The sequence below is a fragment of the Frankia sp. CeCAU1 genome, assembly GCF_977971845.1.
In genome coordinates this window covers 28,188-49,173 of record NZ_CDWWXA010000019.1, presented here as the reverse complement: position 1 = coordinate 49,173, position 20,986 = coordinate 28,188, and the positions used below count along the sequence as shown (strand labels likewise).

Genomic DNA, 20,986 nt, shown 5'->3' with positions numbered 1-20,986 from the left:
ACCCCAGCCACCCCAGGCACCCCAGCCGCGGGACGGAATCTCTGGGACGCGACGACCAGGACATCGCCGAACACCGGTCCCTCGGCGGGTCAGGGCGGCACGACCTCCGCGGCCGGCGACGGGGCGCGGCGGGCGTCGCCCCCCGGATCCGTGCCGAACCGCGGCTCCGGGTCGCGCACGGCGGCTCTCGTCCTCGCGGCCCTGGCCATCCTCGCACTCATCCTGATCATCCTCACCGTGGGATGACACCAGACGACCGAAGGCTCGAGACATTCGAGACAACCGATGGGAGGCGGCATGACGCCGTCAGGCGGGCCGGACGACACCGCGTGGCCGAGCCGCCACCGGCGGATCATCGGGGTCTGCATCCTCGTGGCCGCGGTCACGATCGCCGTCGTCGGCCTGATCTCGGGCGGAGGCGGAACGGCTCCGTCGCCGATCAGGATCCTGGTGACGACCTCCGCCGACCAGGCCCTGCGGGCGGCCGGCGGCAACGACGTCAACCAGGTGATACTCGTGGCGTCGTCGGCGCCGCAGCCGGACGAGCCCGAGCTGTTCATCCAGTACAAGGTGCGGGCCGGGGAGACCCGGGAGCAGATCGCCGCGGCACTCGGGATCAACCCGGACGCCGTGGCCGATCACCCGTTCAAGGACGGTGAGCTGCTCCACGTCCCGCTCCCGCCCCGATTCACCCGCGGCACGGGAAAGGACGGCCCAGTCTTCACCGCCTACACCCCACCTGCGGCATCGTCCACGGCCGGCGTTCCGTTGCTCGGGGTGCCGGCCGCCGACGTCCCCCGGCTCGCCGAGGTCGGCGCCCGGCTGCTCGTCGCCGTCGGTCCGGGTGCCCGCCCGGACGTCCACAAGGTGGCCGAGGCACTTCCGGACACGGTCGAGGCGATCGGTGACGACCACAAGGTCCTGGTGCCGGCCTCGGTGCACGACGGCACCCACGGCCCCGGCCGGATCGGCACCGCGCTGCGCTGGCTTCTGATCTTCGCGGTCGGCCTTGCCGTGGTTCCGCTGGCCGGCTTCGTCCACGCCGTGACCGGTCGCGGCACCTACCCGGAACCGACGTCGCCCCGGGACTTCCGGCCGGCCGACTTCCCGCCGACTAGGTACCCGCGGCCGGCACCGCCGGCCGACTTCCAGCGTCCGCTCCCGCCTCGGCGCCCGGGCCCCCCGGGACCGGGCGCCGCCGTCCATCCGATCGGAGTCGAGGTGATCGATCGACGGACGCTGCTGGAGGACCCGCAGTGCTCGTGCGGGAGCGTCCAGGTCGACGCGTCCTACGCCTGCCGCGCATGCCCGAACTCATGGCGGGTGGGCGCCGGCGAGCCCTGGCCGGACATCCTCCCGACGAACCCGGCGGACGATCCCCCGGGCGCTCTCTCCGCCGACGACCACCTCCCCCGGTACTGATCCGATTCCTGAGGAAGCGCGACGCCCATGCCCTACACCAAGCAGATCGACCGGCGTGCCCCGGGCTGCTTCATCTTTCTGCTGGACCAGTCCGACTCGATGAACTACCCGATCGCCGGGCGTCCCGGCATCTCCAAGGCGCAGGCCCTCGCCGACATCGTCAACGACACCCTCGCGATGATCATCCGTCGGTGCAGCAAGGAGCGCGGCGAGGGTCCGCGTCCCTACTACGACATCGCCGTGCTCGGCTACAGCGGCGAGGAGGCCCGCTCACTGTTCACCGGAGCGCTCGCCGGCCAGTGGCTGGTCTCGGTACCGGACCTCTTCTCCTGCGTGCTGCGCCGGGAGGAGCGGCACGGCTCCTCGATGCCAGTGTGGTTCGAACCGTTCGGGGCGGGCCTCACCCCGATGTGCGCCGCCCTCGACATGGCCGGGAGCCTCGCCTCCGGCTGGGCCCAGAGCCACCAGGACTCCTTCCCACCGATCATCATCAACATCACCGATGGAGCCGCCACCGACGGCGAGCCCGAGAAGGTGCAGATGTGGGCCGACCGGCTACGGTCACTGCGCACCGCGGACGGCAACCTGCTGCTGTTCAACATCAGCATCTCCGCAGTCGCGCAGACCACCACCACCTTCCCCGCGGCCGAGTCCGAGCTGTCCGACGAGTGGGCTCGCGGGCTGTTCCGGATGTCGAGCGAGCTGCCGCCGCTGATGCGCACCGCGGCGGAGCGCCTGGGTGCGCAGACCCGGCCCGGCGCCCGGGGATTCGTCTCCAACGCGACACCCGACGCGATCGTCCTCGCCCTCACCGTCGGCACCCAGGTGGCTCAGGTCGATGCCTGAGTGGGGCGGTGGGCCGACGGCTGCGGTGGGTCCCGAGGAAGGAGAGGTGCGGGAGTGCGGGTCACGGGCCGTGTGCAGGTGTGGCTGCCGAAGAACAGCGGCTATGCCTCCGAAGACGCGACGATGGTGAGCACGGCGCGCCGGAGGGCGGCCGTCGCGGATGGCGCGTCGGAGGGGGTCGACGTGCGGCGGTGGGCAAACCTGCTGGTCACGCGATACGTCAACACGCCGCCGCCGATCGGGGCCTCGGCCGAGGGCATCTACGAATGGTTCCGCGAGACGATCAGGATCTGGAACCTGAGCCCGCCGACGGTCGATCCCGACGACTGGCGGTTCCAGGGCGTCGGTGCGACGGAAGCGGCGTTCGCCACGTTTCTTGGACTGCAATTCAGGAGCGAGGAGAACGAACACGACGGCCGGCTGGAGTGGGAGGCGATCGCGGTCGGCGACTCCTGCCTGGTCCGGGTGCCCTCGCCGGAGGCCATCCTGGCGGGCGCGCAACCCGAGTTCTTCCCGTACTCCGCATCGGCAGCCTTCACAAGCACCCCCGACCTGGTGCCCAGCGACCTCGGGCGGGCCCGTCGGCTCGCGCCGACCGGGGAGGGCTGGCCGGTGCGGGTGCGGCGAGGCTTCGCCGAGGCGGGGGAGGTCTTCCTGCTCGGCAGCGACGCGATCAGCAAGTGGCTCTACACCCTGCCGTGGACTGATCCGGAGGTTTGGCGGCGACTTCCCGACCTGCGCAAGCCGAACCTGGAGGGGCTCGCCCACCAGCTCAAGGACGCGGGCGAGATCGACCACGACGACCTCACGCTGGTGGTGCTCCGGGTGCGCGAGGACCCGCGGAGGTGACGCACGGGCGTGGGTCCTAAACGACGGCCGGGCGCCACCCTCGCCGAGACGGATGGACGCCCGGCCGTGGCCGGTCCGCGGGATCGATCAGCCGGCCCTGCGCTTCTCGATCGCCTCGATGAGCTGCGGGACGACGTTGAACAGATCGCCGACCAGCCCGTAGTCCGCGAACTCGAAGATCGGCGCTTCCGGGTCCTTGTTGATCGCGACGATCGTCTTGGACGTCTGCATCCCGGCCCGGTGCTGGATCGCGCCGGAGATGCCGACCGCGATGTAGAGCTGCGGGGACACCGTCTTGCCGGTCTGCCCGACCTGGTTCTGGTGCGGGTACCACCCGGCGTCGGTGGCGGCACGCGACGCGCCGACCGCGGCGCCGAGGGTGTCGGCCAGCTTCTCCACCAGGGTGAAGTGCTCGGCGGCGCCCAGACCGCGACCACCGGAGACGACGACCTGGGCCTCGGTGAGGTCCGGGCGGCCGGACTTCGCCTCGACGACGCGGTCGACGATCTTGGCCCCCTTCGCGGCGTCGGAGATCGCGATGTCCACCGTCTGTTCGGACGGCGTCACCGGGGCGGCCTCGGGCGCCGTCGAGTTCGGCCGGACGACGACCACCGGAACACCCTTGACGACCTTCGACGTGACGATCGTTGAGCCGCCGAAGATACCCTGGGTGGCGACCAGGTCGGGGGTCAGCGCGACAGCGTCCCAGATCAGGCCCGAGTCGGTCTTCGCGGCGACGCGGGCCGCGATCTCCCGCGAGTCCGCGGTGGCGGCGACCAGCACGGCAGCCGGCGACGCGTCCGCGACCAGCTTGGCCAGCACCTCGGCCGCCGGCGCGCCCACGTAGCCGACGACGTCCTCCGACTCGACGACGTAGACCCTGGCGGCGCCGTACTGCGCGAGGTACTCCTTGGCCTTCGCATAGGTGCCCGGCGCTCCGAGGAACACCGCGGCGGGCTCGCCGAGCGAACGGGCGAGCGTCAGCAGTTCCGCGGTGACCTTCTTGGGTTCACCATCGGCGTGCTCGACGAGCACGAGAACTTCAGCCATCGGACAAAACCCCTCAGATAAGCTTCTGCGCCGCGAGGAACTCCGCGACCTTCGTGCCGCCGTCGCCCTCGTCCTTGACGATCGTGCCACTCGACCGCGGCGGCGCGGGCTCCGAGGCAACGACCGTCGACGTGGCGCCGGCCAGCCCGACCGCATCGGCGTCCAGACCCGCGTCCGCGGCGGACAACGTCGTCAGCGGCTTCTTCTTGGCCGCCATGATGCCCTTGAACGAAGGGTAACGCGGCTGGTTGATCTTCTCGACCACGGCGACCACGGCCGGCAGGCTTGCCTCGACCAGGGCGTAGCCGTTGTCGGCGAGACGCTCGATCGTGACCTTACCCGCGGCCGGATCCACCGTGACCTTGCGGGCCTGGGTGAGCTGGGGAAGGGCCAGCCGCTCCGCCAACAGGGCACCGATGACGCCGCCACGGGCATCGGAAGCCTCGCTGGAGGTGATGACGATGTCGGGTGACAGCGTGGAGATCACCTTCGCCAGCGCGGCGGACGTCGCCAGCGCGTCCGACCCGTGCAGCAAGTCGTCCGTCAGGTGCACGGCCTTGTCCGCGCCCATCGACAGGGCCTTGCGGATCGTCTCGGCCGCCTTGGCCGGTCCCATCGTGACGACGGTGACCTCGCCCCCGTGCGCTTCCTTGATCTTCAGGGCCTCTTCGACCCCGTACTCGTCCATCTCGTTCATGACGCTGTCGACACTCTTACGGTCGACGGTCTTGTCCGCGGCGTCGAGCTTCTTCTCCGCCCAGGTGTCAGGAACCTGCTTGACGGTAACGACGATGTTCACGCGTTGGGGCCTCCGTAGCCAACATCCGATGTCAGTCCCTTGACATCGTCGCATCTGGGGCGCTCACGCGCTCAATGATCGACGACGTGACGCGGACCGCAGTACGCCCCTGATCTGGACAGCCGGGCCGAAACCGGGCGGCGACTACGCTCCGCTATGGAGCCTAGTCCGTCCGCGCCCATCTCCGGCCCTCCAGCGCTCTCGGGGCGCGCAGAGACACGCCATGCAGATGTATGTGCAGAAAATGGATCCGCCACTTTCCGTAATGATTGAGATATTCCGCACGTTCTTTTACCGACCATCCGGGGATCCGCTGGAGGCATCGGCCCCGACTGGTCGTGCATTCCGGCCGGGTTATGCACACCCTCTTCCTTGCAACGTGACTTCTCGGCTACTTTCTGCCCAAGAGGTGCGCAAGGCGCCGACATTATGGATTTAAGCCATCTTTACCTCGACGGGGGACACATGTCGAATACGTCGTCCGGAGATCCCTCTCCCACGACCCAGTTCGAGCGTCTGCTGCGGGAGGCCGGGGTATCCGACACCCGGTTCGCCCGGCAGGTGAACGCCCGCGCCCGCCATCAGCGCCGGATCGAGCTGGGCCTGGCCAGGACCACCGTCGGTCACTGGCGTCGCGGGATGCGGCCGCGTGACCCGATGGTCGCCGAACTTGCGGCGGCCGAGATATCCGCGGCCCTGGGATACCCGGTCCGGCCGGTGGATCTGGGCTGGCGCGGGGAGTCCTATGAACGCGACGACCTCGGGCTGTCGAGCTCGAACGCACCCACCGAGACCCTAAGCACCCTTGCCGGACTATCGGGACGAGACATGCGGCGACGCGACCTGTTGCACGACGGAACGGCCTTTATCGCATCGGCCTTCGCCGATCCGGTCCTCTCCAGCCTCACCGGAGTGGTTGACCGGGTCGCCAGACCGGAATCAACGGGAGCCTCCGCCGGCGCCGTGATCCGGGATATGACCGAGACCTTCCGCCGGCTGGACGCGAAGTTCGGCGGCGACGAGATCCGGCCTCAGGTCGTCGCCTTTCTGCACGACCGGACCCGGGCCGCCCGGGAGGGGCGGCCGAGCCCCGACCTGTTCGGTGCGCTGGCCGAGCTGACCCAGTTCAGCGGGTGGCTCGCCCAGGACAGCAACCGGCAGGCCCTCGCGCAGCGCTACTACATCCAGGCCCTCAGCCTCGCCGAACACGCCGACGACGCCATGCTCGCCGGCCGGGTGCTGTCCGCGATGAGCGACCAGGCCGCCCGGCTGGGCCATCCCCGGCAGAGCCTCGCCCTGGCCCGGGCGGCCCTCGGCCGCGCGGTGCGGCACTCCTCGTATGCCGTGCAGGCCATGCTGCACGACAAGCATGCCTGGGCGCTGGCACGCAACCGTGACGAGGCCGGTTGCATGGAGGCCCTGGACAAGATGGACCGGGCGATCGCGCGCAGCGACGGGGACGACGGACCGTCCTGGGCCGGCCACTACAACGCCGGCGACGTCGCCGAGTGCCATGGTCACTGCCTGTTACTGCTGGGCCGCGCCCGACCGGCCGAGACGAAACTGCTCGAGGCCCGGAGCCTGCAGGGCGCGGCGCGCGCCCGAACCCGCAGCTACGCCGAGGCCGACCTCGCCTTGGCCTACCTGCGCCGACCGACTCCGGACCTGGAGGCCGCCCTGGAGGCGGGCTACCGGGCCGTCGCCGTCGCCGGGCAGCTGTCGTCCTCCCGGGTCACCGAGAAACTGCGGGAGCTGGACCGTGAGCTCGACGCGCACCCGACGGTGACGGTCCGCGAATGGCACGAACGGGCGCGCCCGCTGGTCGGCGCCACAGCCGCCACCTGACCAGTCACCGATAGCCGCCGCACGGGCGCCGACGGCTCCCGGCGCCGGCAAGCTACGGCCATCGGCCCCACCGTTACCGACGTCTCACCACCGAACGGGCCGTCCGGGAGCACCCGCCTCCCGGACGGCCCTGCCAGCCGGGCACTCTGGTGAAGTGAGTTCCGCGCAGGAGTCCGGTTCCGCCGTGCCGGGCACCGACCCCACCTCCCGGCACAGGGACATCCCGGTCGCCGCCCCGGAGCCCCGGCCGCACCCGACCTTCCCGGTCCGCCCCCTGGTCGTGATCGTCGCGTGGGTCGCAGTGGCCGGGCTCGGGGGGATCGCCCTCGGCCGGTTGGCCCATCTCGACGATGCGGTGGGCTGGCCCTACTCCGCGATCAACGCCGGGACCGAACTGCTCTACCTCCCGGCCTACGCCACCGTGGCGGTGGCCTTCGCGCTCCGTCGCAACCTGCTGATGATCATCTCCATGGCCCTGATCGCCATCCATCTGTTCTGGACCCTGCCCGAGGTTTTCCCCGGCGGCGCCGAGGAGGCCCCGCAGGGTGCCGCGCGCCTGCGGGTGATGTCGGCGAACCTGCTCTACTACAACGACCACGCCGACCGGCTGGGCGCGCAGATCCGCGCCGCGAACCCGGACGTGCTCGTCCTCGTGGAGCTCTCCCCGCTCACCCTGGCGCGGGTCACCTCGTCCGGAGCGCTGGCGAGCTACCGGTACCGCGAGGTGCACCCGGAGCCGGGTGCGTTCGGCGCCGCCGTGTTCTCCCGCTTCCCGCTGCACGACGCCGCGGCCCCGGTCGTCGGCGGAGCAATGTCATTGCGGGCCACCGTGGAGGTGGATGAGCGTCGACGCTTCGTCGTGTACGCGGTGCACACGATCTCACCGACGACCAGCGCCTACACCGACCGCTGGCGGACCCAGCTCGACACGCTGCGCGCGCAGCTCGAACACGCCACGCTGCCGGTCGTCATGGCCGGCGACTTCAATGCCACCCGGGACCACCGGCCGTTCCGTCGGCTGGTGAACTCGGGGGTACGCGACGCGCACGACGTCGGCGGCGGCGGATGGCAACCGACCTGGAACTCCAAGAGCCTGATCCTGCCGCCCGTGCTGCGCATCGACCACGTGCTGGCCTCACCCGCGTTCGCGGTGACGGGTTTCGAGGTCGGCGGCGACTTCGGCAGTGACCACCGGCCGGTCATCGCCGACCTGGCCATGCGGTAACCCCCGGATGGCGCCTTCGGCGCCATCCGGGGACCCTTACCACAGACACCGCACGGGGTCTCCGTCGAATCGCCTCCGGCAATCCTCCTGGGACAACCATCGCACGCCTTCGGCGCAATCCGGGGACCCCTACCACAGACACCGCACGGGGTCTCCGTCAGCGGCCGATGAAGTCGGCCTTGCCGGGCCCGCTCTCGAGGAAGGACTCCATTCCGATCCGCCGGTCCTCGGTGGCGAACAGCCCGGCGAACAGCGCCGCCTCCAGACGTAGCGCCTCGGCCAGCGCGATCTCCGCGCCGTCGTCAACCGCCTGCTTCGCCGCCGCGAGCGCCATCGCCGGGCCGTTCGTGTACCGGCCCGCGATCCGCTTCGCCTGCACGTACACCTCACCCGCGGGAACGACGGCGTCGGCCAGACCGATCTCCGCTGCCTCGGCCGCCCGGACCTGCCTGCCGCTGAAGATGAGGTCCTTGGCGCGGGACGGGCCGATCAGGCGCGGCAGCCGCTGGGTGCCCCCCGCGCCGGGGATCACTCCGAGCAGGATCTCGGGCTGGCCGACCCGGGCGTCCTCGGCCAAGACCCGCACGTCCGCGCACAGGGCAAGCTCCAACCCGCCGCCCAGGGCATAGCCCGTCACCGCGGCGACCACGGGCTTCGGGATCCGGGCCACGACCTCGAAGGTGGAGTTCAGATCGCCCACCCAGGTGGATACCTCGGCGTAACCCATCGGCGCCATCTGCCGGATGTCGGCCCCGGCGGCGAACACCTTTTCCCCGCCATAGAGCACCACCGCGCGGACGTCCGACCGCCGGGTCGCCTCGACCGCGGCGGTCCGCAGTTCCGCGGCGACCGTGGAGTCCAGCGCGTTCATCGGCGGCCGGTCCAACCGGATGGTGCCGATCCCGCCGTCAACCTCGAGCCGCACCACACTCATCCGCGTTCCTCCCGCTTCAGGCCCTCGATGACCGGCGAGGCGTCCGGCGCCCCGGCGTTCCCCACCCCGTCCGACCCGCCGAGATCGTCGACGGTGCCGGCTTTGGGGATGGTTTCGATGTCGCTGTAGATGTCGGTCGCCACGATAGGCCGACACCCGCTGATCTTCATCAATCATCTCCAGATCGGGTTCGGGGATCGCTCGGTTCCACCCGGCGCACTAGCCCATAGCAGGAAATAGCGGACATTGCCAACGGTCGGCCGCCGGCCGGTCCCCTCTCACGCCCGGAACCTGCCGACCGCCGGAACCTGCCGCGCAACTCCTGAGAGTTGACTGGCCTTCGTGGTAGACCGGGGGGGGCAGCGTGTGACCGTGCTGTTCGTCCCGAGCCGACCCAGGAGGAGCCGTGACCGACACAGGTGTCAGCGTCTCGACCGGTCTCGAGAACGTCGCCGATCTCGAGGCGACCCTGGAGAGCCTGCTGTCCGTGGAGCGTTTCGACCCGTCGGCGGCCTTCACCCGGCGCCTGCCGATGGACGCCGACCGGGCCGCCGCCGAGGCAGACCCGAACGCGTTCTGGGCTCGCAAGGCCGAGGAGCTGCTGACCTGGCACACGCCGTTCACGCAGGTACTCGACGACTCGAACCCGCCCTTCTACACCTGGTTCGCGGACGGGATGCTGAACCTGTCGGAGAACTGCCTGGACCGGCACGTGGCGGCCGGGCGCGGCGAGCGGGTGGCCTTCCACTGGCACGGGGAGGAGGGGGAGCGGCGCACCGTCACCTATGCGGACCTGCTCGCCGACACCCAGCGGCTGGCGAACGGGCTGCGTTCGCTCGGCGTGCGCGCCGGCGACGTGGTCGGGATCTTCCTGCCGATGATTCCCGAGGTGGCCGTCGCGATGCTGGCCTGCGCCCGGATCGGCGCGGTCCACAACGTGGTCTTCGGCGGTTTCGCGCCGTCCGCGGTCCGGGAGCGGATGGAGGTCTCCGACGCCAAGGTGCTGATCACCGTGGACGGCGCGCGGCGCAAGGGACGGACGGCGCCGGTGAAGGCCGCCGTCGACGCGGAGCTCGGTGACCTCCCGGCGCTGGGGCACATTGTGGTCGTGCCCGGGCCGGGCGGTACCGGGGCGCCGATGACCGCGGGCCGGGACGTCTGGTACCACGAACTGCTGGCCGCGGCGGCGCCCGACTGCCCGCCGGAACCGCTGTCCGCGGAGCATCCCCTGTTCATCCTCTACAGCTCCGGGTCGACCGCGAAGCCGAAGGGGATCCTGCACACGACCGCGGGTTACCTGCTCGGCGCCACCTACACTCACCGGGCGGTCTTCGACATCGACCCGGACACCGACGTCTACTGGTGTTCCGCGGACGTCGGCTGGATCACCGGGCACTCCTACATCGTCTACGGCCCGCTATCGAACGGCGTGACCAGCGTGATGTACGAGGGGGCGCCGGACTACCCCGACTACGACATCTGGTGGCGGCTCATCGAGGAGTACAAGGTCACCGTGTTCTACACGGCGCCGACGGCGATCCGTACGTGCATCAAGTGGGGCGCGCGGTATCCCGGTCGGCACGACCTGTCCTCGCTGCGGGTGCTCGGCACGGTCGGGGAACCGATCAACCCGAAGGCGTGGTTGTGGTACCACGTGGTCATCGGCGGTGGTCGCTGCCCGATCGTCGACACGTGGTGGCAGACCGAGACCGGCTCCGCGCTCATCTCGCCGCTGGCCGGCGTCACGTCGACCAAACCGGGTTCGGCGACCCTGCCGCTGCCCGGTATCAGCCCGGCGCTGCTCTCGGAGGACGGCGAGCCGGTCACTGAGGGCACCGGAATCCTGGTGATCACCAAGCCGTGGCCGTCCATGCTGCGCACCCTTTACAAGGACGACGAGCGATTCGTCAAGACGTACTTCTCCCGCTTCGGCCCGTCAACCTACGTCGTCGGCGACGCCGCACGCCTCGACGCCGACGGCTACTTCTGGATCATCGGGCGGATCGACGACGTCATCAACGTGTCCGGGCACCGGCTGTCCACCGCGGAGGTGGAGTCGGCGATCGTCGCCCATGAGGCCGTCGCCGAGGCGGCGGTGGTCGCACAGTACGACGAGCAGACCGGCCAGGCGATCGTTGCGTTCGTGACGCTCGCCGGTGACCGCTCGGGCGACGAGGCCACCGAGGCCGAGCTGCGCGAGCACGTGGCCAGGCGGATCGGCAAGCTCGCCCGGCCACGGCGGATCATCTGGGCCGACGACCTGCCGAAGACCCGGTCCGGCAAGATCATGCGCCGGTTGCTGCGTGACATTGCCGAAGGCCGGGAACTCGGCGACGTCACGACCTTGCGCGACCCCGCGGTGATGGCCGCGCTCACGGCCAAGGTGGGCACTGCCCGAGACAACGAGTAAGGGCGGCTCCGGTCCCCGATTCCGGACAATTCTGGCTGTCATCGGGTCGACATGACAGTTGTTTCCCGGCCGGGACCAGCTGGCCGCACCCGGGTGTGTCGACGTCGCCGGCACTGTCTAGGCTCACGTCTTCGTGAGAGCCCTCCGACGGTTCACCGTCCGTGCACAGCTCCCCGGGCAGCTTGCTCCACTGGGGGAACTAGTCCTGAATCTTCGCTGGTCCTGGCATCCCGAGACGCTGGACCTGTTCGAGTCTGTTGATCCGGAGCTCTGGCGGGCGACGAAGGGAGACCCGGTCCGCCTGCTCGGCGAGGTGGACCATAACCGGCTGCTCGCGCTGGCCGCCGACCGTCGGTTCGTGCGCCGACTCACCGACGTCGCAGACGACCTCCAGGAGTACCTGACGGCCGATCTGTGGTATCAGCAGCGGAAGGCCGAGGGCGCCCCGTCGGCGATCGCCTACTTCTCCCCGGAGTTCGGTATCACCGAGGTGCTGCCGCAGTACTCCGGCGGCCTCGGCATCCTCGCCGGCGACCATCTCAAGACCGCGAGCGACCTCGGCGTGCCGATCATCGGCGTCGGCCTGCTCTACCGGGCCGGGTACTTCGTGCAGTCCCTGTCCCGGGACGGCTGGCAGCAGGAACGGTACCCGGGCATCGATCCGCACGGGCTCCCCCTGACCCAGCTGACCGATACGGCGGGGATGCCGGTGAAGGTGGCCGTCGGTCTGCCCGAGGGTCGCACGCTGCACGCGCAGATCTGGAAGGCGCAGGTCGGACGGGTCCCGCTGCTGCTGCTCGACTCGGACGTCGAGGACAACCAGCCGGCCGAGCGGGGGGTGACCGACCGGCTCTACGGCGGCGGAACCGACCACCGGCTGCTCCAGGAGATGCTGCTGGGCATCGGGGGTGTCCGCGCGCTGCGCGCCTACGCCGCGGTGACCGGGACTCCGGAGCCCGAGGTGTACCACACCAATGAGGGGCACGCGGGCTTCCTCGGCCTGGAGCGGATCCGGGAACTCGTCGAGAACGGGCTCAGCTTCGACGAGGCGCTCCAGGCCGCCCGCGCCGGCACACTGTTCACCACCCACACCCCTGTCCCCGCCGGCATCGACCGGTTCCCTCGCAGCCTGGTCGCCCGCCATTTCGGCGGGGACAACGGCTGGCCCGGCGTGCCGGTCGAGCGGATCCTGCAGCTCGGGGTGGAGGCCGACCCCAACGTCTTCAACATGGCCCACATGGGCCTACGGCTCGCACAGCGTTCGAACGGCGTCAGCAAGCTGCACGGCATCGTCAGCCGGGAGATGTTCGCGGGGCTGTGGCCCGGCTTCGACACCGCCGAGGTCCCGATCGGCTCGGTGACCAACGGGGTGCACGCCCCGACCTGGGTGTCCCGGCCCATCATCGAGCTTGCTGACCGCGAGCCCGACCCGGGCCTGCTTTCCGACGACGCGGCCGGATTCGAGAAGATCTCCACGTTGCCCGACGAGGTCGTGTGGGCCGCCCGGCGGCAACTGCGGGAGCGCCTCGTCACCGAGGTCCGCCGCCGGCTGCGGGCCTCCTGGCTCGAGCGCGGCGCGGCACCCGGTGAGCTGGAGTGGGTGGAGTCGGTTTTCGACCCGGACGTCCTCACGATCGGTTTCGCCCGGCGCGTGCCGTCCTACAAGCGGCTGACCCTCATGCTGCGGGATCGTGACCGGCTGCGCCGGCTGCTGCTGCACCCGCAGCGGCCGATCCAGATGGTCATCGCCGGCAAGGCGCACCCCGCCGACGACGGCGGCAAGCAACTCGTCCAGCAGATCGTCCAGTTCTCCGACGACCCGGCCGTGCGGTCGCGCATCGTCTTCCTCCCCGACTACGACATCGGGATGGCGCGCTTCCTGTACTCCGGATCGGACGTTTGGCTGAACAACCCGCTGCGTCCGCTGGAGGCGTGCGGCACGTCGGGGATGAAGGCCGCGCTGAACGGCTGCCTGAACCTGTCCATCCGGGACGGCTGGTGGGACGAGATGTTCGACGGCCAGAACGGCTGGGCGATCCCGACCGCGGACGGGGTCGAGGACCCCGACCGGCGCGACGACATCGAGTCCGCCGCCCTGTACGACCTGTTGGAGAACACCGTCGCCCCCCGCTTCTACGACTCGGAGCCCGGCGACGGCATCCCGCGGCGCTGGGCCGCGATGGTCAAGCACACCCTGTCGGCCCTCGGTCCCCAGGTCCTGGCCAGCCGCATGGTCCAGGAGTACGTCGAGCGCTACTACGTGCCGGCCGGTGTCTCGGCCCGGGCCGCCGCCGCCAACGGCTTCGCCGGAGCCCGGGACCTGGCCGCCTGGAAGAGCCGGGTGCATGCCGCGTGGCCCGGGCTCCGCGTGCTCAACGTCGACTCCGCTGGTCTCGGTGACACCCCTCAGGTGGGCCAGTCGCTGGTGGTGCGGGCCACGGTCGACCTCGGTGAGCTGGCACTCGGGGACGTCGACGTCCTCGCCTCCTACGGCCGGATCGACCAGACCGACCGGATCCTGGATCCTTCGACGCTGTTCCTGCAGCCGGTTGGCGAAGGGGAGGGCGGTTACCGCTACGAGGGCACCATCCCGCTCGGACGCACCGGACCCTTCGGTTACACGGTGCGGGTGCTGCCCCGGCACGCACTCACCGCGAGCATCGCCGAACTGGGCCTGGTCACCAACCCTTAGGGGTCCCCGCACCGCGGGGAAGCCGCCGTGCCGGGGGGATGGGCTCGTAGGACGAGCACGCTGTGGCCCAGCACGGTCAGGGACTCGCCGCCGACGTAGCTGGTTCCCGGTACCGCGACGGTCGCCGGGAATCCGGCGAGATCGTCGTCGGCGGTATTGAGCAGCAGGTCGTGGCGGGCCGCCCAGGGAGCACCGGGCAGGGTGACGACGGTGTCGCCGCGATCCGGATGGAACACGTACACCAGGCCAGCGCCGTGGGCCGGTAGGTCGTGCGTTCCCCGCCCGCCGGCAGGATCCTCATCCACGAAGCCGGCGGCGACAGGGCCGCCGGCGACATGGGCCACGAGCGTCGCGACCCGCGGGGCGTTCCAGTCCGCCACCGACATCACCGCCCCGTCCGCACGGAACCAGGTGATGTCCGCGAGTCGCCCGGGTGCCGACTGGCCGCCGTGGAAGAACCGCCCCCGGCGCAGCACGGGTTCGGCGGAACGCAGTGCCGCCAACCCGCCCACCAGCCGACACAGCGCCGGGTCGGGGCCGGCCGGGTCGGGGTAGGCGTGGTCCGGCTCCGTGACGTCCTCCGGTCCGGTGACGTCCTCCGGTCCGGTGACGTCCTCCGGCCCCACGAGGTCGGTCGGCCAGTCGAGCCAGGACACCGCGTTGTCCTGGCAGTAGGCGTTGTTGTTGCCGCCCTGCGAGTGACCGAACTCGTCGCCGGCGAGCAGCATCGGGACGCCCGTGGACAGCAGCAGTGTCGTGATCAGTCCCCGGCGCACCCGGCGGCGGATGGTCAGGATCGCCGGGTCGTCGGTCGCACCCTCCACCCCGTAGTTCGCCGAGCGGTTGTCCGCCTCGCCGTCCCGGTTGCCCTCGCCGTTGTCCTCGTTGTGCTTCTCGTTGTAGGAGACCAGGTCTGCCAGGGGAAAGCCGTCGTGGGCGGTGACGAAGTTGATCGATGCCCAGGGGCGCCGGCCGCCGTGCTCGAACAGGTCCGACGAGCCGGACACCCGATAGCCCAGATCGGCGACGCCGCTGGTGTGCCTGTTCCACACGTCGCGCACGGTGTCGCGGAACCGCCCGTTCCACTCCGCCCAGGGGGCCGGGAACCCCCCCACCTGGTATCCGCCCCAGCCGACGTCCCACGGCTCGGCGATCAGCTTCACCGTGGCGAGGATCGGGTCGGCGTGGATGGCGGTCAGCAGGCTTGCCGCGGGGTCGAAGGCGTCGGGATTGCGGGCGAGCGCGGTGGCGAGATCGAACCGGAACCCGTCGACGCCCATCTCCGTCACCCAGTACCGCAGCGAGTCGCAGATCAGCCGCACGACGTGCGGTGAGGACGTGTTGAGGGTGTTGCCGCAGCCGGTCACGTCACGGTAGCGCCGGGGATCCATCGGCTCTACCCGGTAATAGGTCGTGTTGTCCAGGCCACGCAGGGACAGCGTCGGGCCCCGCTCGCTGCCCTCGGCGCTGTGGTTGTAGACGACGTCGAGTATCACCTCGATGCCGGCGGCGTGCAGGGCTGCGACCATCGCCTGGAATTCGCCGATCGGATCGTCGGTGGCCGCGTACCCGGCATGAGGGGCGAAGAAGGCCAGGGTGTTGTAGGCCCAGTAGTTGATTTTTCCGCGCTCGAGCAGGGCCGGTTCGGAGACCGAGGCGTGCACCGGCAGCAGTTCGACCGCGGTGACGCCGAGCCGGCGCAGGTGCGCCAGGACGCTCGGGTGGCCGAGCCCGGCGTACGTCCCGCGTAACCGTGGCGGCAGGCCCGGGTGACGTTTCGTGAGCCCGCGTACGTGCGCCTCGTAGATGATCATGTCCGACCAGGGGATGGTAGGCCGGTTGTCCGCCGGATGTACGCCGTGACCCGTCAAACCGCCACTCCCGGATCTGGGGTCCCCGATCTCGGGGTCCCCGAATCCGGAATCCCTGGTCCCGGCGGGGCCCCGCTGCGCCCGTCCGGGCCCGGTCACGACGCAGCGAGGCACGAAAGGTGCGGAGTCCCGCGGGTCCGGTTCGGAGCCGTAGGGGTCGCAGCCACCGAACCCGTAGATCGCCGGGTCCGTGCGCAGCGTCCCGGCTACCGATCGGGCGTAGGGGTCGACCAGCAGCTTCGCCGGGTTGTACCGCTGGCCCCGCTCCGGGTCATAGGGACCGTGTGCCCGCAGGCCGTAACGCTGACCGGGGCGGACGCCAGCCAGATAGCCGTGCCACACCCCGCCGTCACGCTCCGGAAGTCGATGGCGTGTCTCGCGGCCGTCGGCATCGAACAGGCAGAAGTCGACCGCCTCGGCCCCGGGGGCGACGACGGCGATGTTCACCCCGGACCCATCCCAGGTCACGCCCAGTGGCACCGCGCACCCCGGCACGAGCCCGGAGGCGGTCGGCGCCAGTACGCCCGGGGATGCCGGTATGTCCGGTGAGACTGTGGTCTTCACGGTGTCGGACACCTTGGCGACGCTAACCGATCCCCTTTTCCGGAGCACGGGAAACACGGTGGCCGTGGAACAGGCTGGGGATGACGTCAAAAGAAGGGGGACGGCTGCGCCGACGATGACCCCTGCCAGGGCCCAGGGGTGGCAAGGTTCGCGACAGTCGCCGAGCAGTACGCCGCCCACGCGGGAGATGCACTGCTCGGCGGCAGTATCGCCGGCCTCCGATCGTGCATCGCCTTCAACGCCGGCCGCTACACGGAGGCCGCGGGGGTCGCCCGGAACGCAATCCGCAACCCGGATGCAGACCCGTATGTTCTGCCCCGTCTTACCGCGTATGCGGCATGCGCCGAAGGTGCCGGCGGACAGCCGGGGCGCGCCCGAGAAGCGATTCACCTCATGAACGATGCGCCCCTGCCTGTGGAACGCCTCGCAGGCGCGGGCCTGTTCGACGCTACAGAACGGCTTCTCTACACCGCGTTGGCCCTCTCCGGGATCGGAGATCCAGGCGCCACCTCGTTCGCCCAGGCCACGGTCGACAGCTACCAGCCCGAGCACGTGGAGGGCCTCGGCCTGACCTGGTGTGCGCTCGCGCTGTCTCTCCGACCGGCCGACCCAGGGCAGGCCGCGCACGCGGCTACGACGGCCCTAGCCGTGACGGAGGAGTGGCCTGCCTCGACCGTACTGGCCCGCGCGACCAGGGTGCACGCCGACCTGACCAAGAGCCATCGGAGTCTTCCTGAAGTTCAGGAGCTCGGGCGCCGGCTGGTGGCCTGCAACAAGTGCCGGCGTCGCCGTGGCGCCCAGTTGCATGCCACAGGCAGCGTCGAGCGGGTGCCAGAGCGGGGGACGTGCCCGCACGGCAGGCCGCTGCGGAAAATCTGGGCGCCTGGGTTCGGGCCGGGCTCCGAGCCGCCGCCGCCCGGCACACCAGAAGAACGGCGCCAAGGCCCGGTCTGAACGGGCCCGGAAGTCGCGCGAGGAGGTTCAGCGACTCCCGGCAGCGATCTCGGCCCGGACCCGCGCGACGAACGCCGCCAGCACCTGTTCGCCCGCGAGCACCCCGGCCGCGGCGGTGACGGTGACATTCGGGCCCGACCAGCCCAGTTCGTGCAGCTCACCGTGGGCCGGACGGACGGCGTGGTCGGCCGCCGCGAGCATCGGGACGTCGAGCACGGAGTCCCCCGCGGCCAGCAGCCGGGCGGTACCGGCACGGCGGGCGACCTCGGCCACCGCGCGCTGCTTGGTCAGGACCGACGGGACAAAGTACACCTTCCGCCCCTGCACCGACATCGCCCAGCCCGCAGCCCGCGCCGTCTCGGCCTCCCCGGTCAGGTCGGGAATGCCGGCGCGGTCGTGGGCGACGAGGTAGACGAACAACCCGTCGGCGACCCGCACGAGCCGGGCCCAGCCGCCGGCGGCGGACCGCTCGGCGAGCGCCACCATCTCCGCCAGGGGGGCGCAGGCGGCGGCCTCGGCCGCCACGCCCGCCGCCCAGGCCGGATCGGGGACCCCGTCGACCAGCAGGTGCCCGCCGTTGGCCGCGATCGCGTAGCGCGGCCGGACCCCGAGCTTGACCCGCGCGTACTGGGCGAGGGTGCGGGTGGTGACCGGGACGAGGACGGCGAGGTCGTGCAGCTCGGCGAGCAGGGCCAGCGACCGCGCCGTCGCGAACGAGATCGGCGCGCCGTCGAGGCGTTCGACCTCGACGAGCTCCGGTGCGGGCCGGTCATCGGCCAACAGCAGCGAGTGCCGGGAAAAGATCAGCGTCTTGTCCAGGTCACAGGCCAGCAGATGACGCGGCCCGGACGAGACGGACGAGTCGGCCGTCACAGGACGTCCGGGCGCCAGCGCGCGTTCGGGGTGTGGAAGACCGGTGCCGCGCCGACCGGGCGGACCAGCCCCACACAGGAGAATGGTAGGTCCGCCATCTCCTGGACCTCGACGTCGCGGTCGGCGGCCAGTGCCAGCACGTGCGCCAGCTCGTCGAGCCGGTCGGGGGCGATGAGGATGCGCCAGGGCACCCGGCGCAGCAGGACCCGGGTCGTCTCCCCCACCCCCGGCTTCACCATGACCACGTCGGGGATGTCGAACGCGGCCGCGATGCGCTCCACCGCCGCCCAGCCCGCCCAGGTCGGACTGCGGTCGGCGGCCCACAGCCGCGGCCAGGTCTCGGCGACCTCGTCGGCCACCTCGGGGAAGTGGGCCGCCACCGTCTCGACGAAGTGCCGGGACAGATCGTGCGCCGCGAGTTCGGCGTAGTACTTCGCACCGTGGAAGTCATCCGGGCCGATGTGCTCGGCGTTGAGGACGGTCCGGCTGACCAGCCCGCTCACCGTCGAGTTCAGGCAGGCGCTCGGGATGAGGAAGTCGTCGCGGGTCCCGTAGAGCGGCACGCACCGAGCCGGGTCGGCCAGCACGGCGAGGGTGTCGTCCAGCCCGAGCCGGGCCACCGCGTCGGTCAGCACCCGGGTCATCACCCCCTTGCCGGTCCAGCCGTCGACGAACTGGATCACCTCCCGGTCGTGCCGGGAGGTGAGGTAGCGGATCGCGTTCAGGTCCACGCCGCGATCCTTGATCACCGAGATCGCGTAGTGCGGGGTGTCGAGCCCGTGGCGCCAGCCGTACCAGCGCCGCATCAGGATCCCCACCGGGGTACCGGCCCGGGCGATCGAGGCCAGGACCGGCTCGGGCTTGGTGACCCGTACGAGCTCCGCCACGAGGCCGGTGGCGAGCGCGACCCGGCGGGCCGACCGGTCCAGCGCCCGGTGGTAGAGCTCCAGGTAACCGGCGTCGGGCTGGTACTCGACCGGCAGGTCCTCGGAGTAGTGCCGGCCGGCCTGCATGGCCTCCTCACGGTCCTCGGTGGGCCGCTCCAGGGCGACCGCGCTGAGGTCGGTCAGCAGGAAGGTCACGTCCGCCGGATCGTATGAACCCGAGCCGACGGTGCCGGTGAGCGCGGGATCCACCGCGCCGATCCCGCTCACCGGGCGTCCCCGGGCGCACCGGTGAGCGGCCCGGCGGCGGACGGCGCACCGGTCGGTCGAGGGGACGGCCGGTAGGACGGCAGCGTCAGCACCGTGACCGGAGCGCATCGGCGCAGCTGAGTAAGCATGCCGTCGAGACCGGTAGCCGCACGGGGAGAGCTCCGGTCCGCCCCCGGGGCGACGTCCGTCCCAAAGTCGACGACCGTCCCAGAACCGACGACCGGGACAGAGTCGACGACCACCACGATGTCGTCGTACATCCCGGGCCGGACGTTGTAGACGTGGCTGGCCCGACCCGGGTCGTCCGGCGCGGGGAAGGTGAGGGCGGCGCGGATGGCGTAGCCGTCGACGTCGACGGGGTGGACCGGCGAACGCGTCGTGGACTGGTAGCGGATCTCACCCGGACTCGTCCGGGCCAGCGCGTCCGCTATCCGCATCGGCGTGTACATCAGTTCCTCCGTCCCGAGCACGAGCGTGCGGCCCGCGGGCCGGGTCAGCGCGGCCAGTACCGTCGCGGCGACCGGCGGCACGACCTCGTCGAGGCGGTGGCGGTCGGTCGGCGACCAGCGATGACGGCCACCGTCAGGCAGGTCGGACGGCCAGTCGGCCACCAGCCGGCGGACCGGATGGGCCACCAGCGCCCCCGTCGCCCGCGACGCGTCCCGACCGCCCGCGCCCCCGGCGAACCGGGCGCGGATCCGCGCGGCCCGGTCCGCGATCTCGGCCGGCACGGTGACGGTGGCCGTGAGCAGGGCGACGACATCCAGCCGGACCCCGAGCTCGCCGGCGAGATCGGCGAACGCGGCCCGGGCCGCGGGCGGACGGGCGTCGAGCAGCGTGGCAACCACGTAGTGCTCGCGTGGGGCGTGGGCCTGCAGGATCCGGATCGTGCCTAGGGCGGTACGCCCGGTCGACAGCTCGTCGTCGACGAGCACGATCGGCGCGCCGCACCGCAGGATCTCGCGGTCCTCGGGCATCAGCCAATGGTGGGTCGCGTGGGAATGGGACTCCACGAACTCAAGGATCGGCGTGGCACCGGGCAGCGGCCGCCGGGTGGTGTGCAGGTAGTGGCTCGCCGGGAGACCGTCGGCGACCGCGTGCCCCAAGGCCGTCGCGGTCTCGCAGTAACCGATCACGATCGGGCCGGTCCGCGGGCCCCCGGGCTGCTCGGCCGACGAACCCTGCACCGGCGGGTCCGCAACCGGCGGGTCCGCAACCCGCTTTCCGGCCTCCTCGAAGCCGGGCAGTGCCCGGACCAGCGCGGCAACCCCGGCCCCGGCCGCGAGCGCCTCGGCCGGTGCCACCGGCAGATGCTTGCCGAGCACCCGGCTGACCAACAGGTGCGCCCGGCGTGGGTTGCGGCGCAGGGCGAGTCCCACCAGAGCGTGCAGCCCCTGGCCCGACACGTCCGCGGTGACCTGGACATCAAGGCCCAGCGCGGTCCACAGCCACATCCCCGCGGAGGCGGCCGCTGGGCCTTGATGTCCAGGTCACCGCG

General features: G+C 71.2%; 17 protein-coding genes. 9 read left to right on the top strand and 8 right to left on the bottom strand.

The features are described from left to right. The 4 genes from AC08OO_RS05945 to AC08OO_RS05930 all read left to right on the top strand — a co-directional run. The coding region (locus tag AC08OO_RS05945; RefSeq protein ID WP_476618307.1) for a hypothetical protein at positions 1–246 on the top strand (246 nt) is incomplete at its 5' end. A gap of 51 nt (positions 247–297) precedes the next feature. Continuing rightward, a complete protein-coding gene (locus AC08OO_RS05940; protein ID WP_476610465.1) occupies positions 298–1,422 on the top strand; it encodes a hypothetical protein in 1,125 nt (374 codons plus the stop codon). 27 nt (positions 1,423–1,449) lie between these two features. Then, positions 1,450–2,268: a vWA domain-containing protein gene (locus AC08OO_RS05935; protein ID WP_476610464.1), complete on the top strand. Its 819-nt coding sequence runs from the start codon at positions 1,450–1,452 to the stop codon at positions 2,266–2,268. A 54-nt stretch (positions 2,269–2,322) separates the two neighbouring features. Then, a complete protein-coding gene (locus AC08OO_RS05930; protein WP_476608160.1) occupies positions 2,323–3,117 on the top strand; it encodes a hypothetical protein in 795 nt (264 codons plus the stop codon). 87 nt (positions 3,118–3,204) lie between these two features. On the opposite strand, the gene AC08OO_RS05925 is transcribed toward AC08OO_RS05930, so the two are convergent. Both AC08OO_RS05925 and AC08OO_RS05920 read right to left on the bottom strand, forming a co-directional pair. Next, positions 3,205–4,167, bottom strand: a complete 963-nt coding sequence (locus AC08OO_RS05925) for an electron transfer flavoprotein subunit alpha/FixB family protein (protein WP_476608161.1) — start codon at positions 4,165–4,167, stop codon at positions 3,205–3,207. A 13-nt stretch (positions 4,168–4,180) separates the two neighbouring features. Further along, positions 4,181–4,966 (bottom strand): electron transfer flavoprotein subunit beta/FixA family protein, encoded by a 786-nt coding sequence (locus tag AC08OO_RS05920; protein ID WP_476610463.1) that lies wholly within the window; start codon positions 4,964–4,966, stop codon positions 4,181–4,183. A gap of 465 nt (positions 4,967–5,431) precedes the next feature. Between AC08OO_RS05920 and AC08OO_RS05915 the strand changes: the two genes are divergently transcribed. Next, complete coding sequence (locus tag AC08OO_RS05915) at positions 5,432–6,811, top strand: transcriptional regulator (protein ID WP_476610462.1); 1,380 nt, start codon at positions 5,432–5,434, stop codon at positions 6,809–6,811. Positions 6,812–6,965: 154 nt separating this feature from the next. Then, entirely contained in the window at positions 6,966–8,036 is a 1,071-nt protein-coding gene (locus AC08OO_RS05910; protein WP_476610461.1) for an endonuclease/exonuclease/phosphatase family protein, read from the top strand. A gap of 157 nt (positions 8,037–8,193) precedes the next feature. Here AC08OO_RS05910 and AC08OO_RS05905 read toward each other — a convergent pair whose 3' ends face one another. Beyond that, on the bottom strand, positions 8,194–8,970 hold the full coding sequence (locus AC08OO_RS05905; RefSeq protein WP_011438038.1) for an enoyl-CoA hydratase/isomerase family protein: 777 nt from the start codon (positions 8,968–8,970) through the stop codon (positions 8,194–8,196). After that, positions 8,967–9,113, bottom strand: coding sequence for a hypothetical protein (locus tag AC08OO_RS05900; protein ID WP_476607921.1), 147 nt, complete (start codon positions 9,111–9,113; stop codon positions 8,967–8,969). The genes AC08OO_RS05905 and AC08OO_RS05900 overlap by 4 nt, the downstream gene beginning before the upstream one ends. A 263-nt stretch (positions 9,114–9,376) precedes the next feature. Here AC08OO_RS05900 and acs point away from each other — a divergent pair, with 263 nt between their 5' ends. Further along, on the top strand, positions 9,377–11,380 hold the full coding sequence (acs, locus tag AC08OO_RS05895; RefSeq protein WP_476610460.1) for an acetate--CoA ligase: 2,004 nt from the start codon (positions 9,377–9,379) through the stop codon (positions 11,378–11,380). Between the two features lie 133 nt (positions 11,381–11,513). Beyond that, positions 11,514–14,072 (top strand): alpha-glucan family phosphorylase, encoded by a 2,559-nt coding sequence (gene glgP / locus AC08OO_RS05890; RefSeq protein ID WP_476610459.1) that lies wholly within the window; start codon positions 11,514–11,516, stop codon positions 14,070–14,072. On the opposite strand, the gene glgX is transcribed toward glgP, so the two are convergent. Then, positions 14,069–16,507: a glycogen debranching protein GlgX gene (gene glgX / locus AC08OO_RS05885; protein ID WP_476610458.1), complete on the bottom strand. Its 2,439-nt coding sequence runs from the start codon at positions 16,505–16,507 to the stop codon at positions 14,069–14,071. The two genes, glgP and glgX, sit on opposite strands and share 4 nt — an antisense overlap. Before the next feature lie 393 nt (positions 16,508–16,900). Here glgX and AC08OO_RS05880 point away from each other — a divergent pair, with 393 nt between their 5' ends. Beyond that, a complete protein-coding gene (locus AC08OO_RS05880; protein WP_476610457.1) occupies positions 16,901–17,461 on the top strand; it encodes a hypothetical protein in 561 nt (186 codons plus the stop codon). A gap of 27 nt (positions 17,462–17,488) precedes the next feature. Here AC08OO_RS05880 and AC08OO_RS05875 read toward each other — a convergent pair whose 3' ends face one another. From AC08OO_RS05875 to AC08OO_RS05865, 3 genes are read right to left on the bottom strand one after another with little or no spacing between them, the layout of a single operon-like run. Continuing rightward, a complete protein-coding gene (locus AC08OO_RS05875) occupies positions 17,489–18,334 on the bottom strand; it encodes an HAD family hydrolase (protein ID WP_476610456.1) in 846 nt (281 codons plus the stop codon). Beyond that, positions 18,331–19,479, bottom strand: coding sequence for a cysteine protease StiP family protein (locus AC08OO_RS05870; RefSeq protein ID WP_476610467.1), 1,149 nt, complete (start codon positions 19,477–19,479; stop codon positions 18,331–18,333). Before AC08OO_RS05870 ends, AC08OO_RS05875 begins: the two co-directional genes overlap by 4 nt. Before the next feature lie 5 nt (positions 19,480–19,484). Beyond that, positions 19,485–20,942 (bottom strand): phosphoribosyltransferase family protein, encoded by a 1,458-nt coding sequence (locus tag AC08OO_RS05865; protein WP_476610466.1) that lies wholly within the window; start codon positions 20,940–20,942, stop codon positions 19,485–19,487. Positions 20,943–20,986 lie beyond the last annotated feature (44 nt).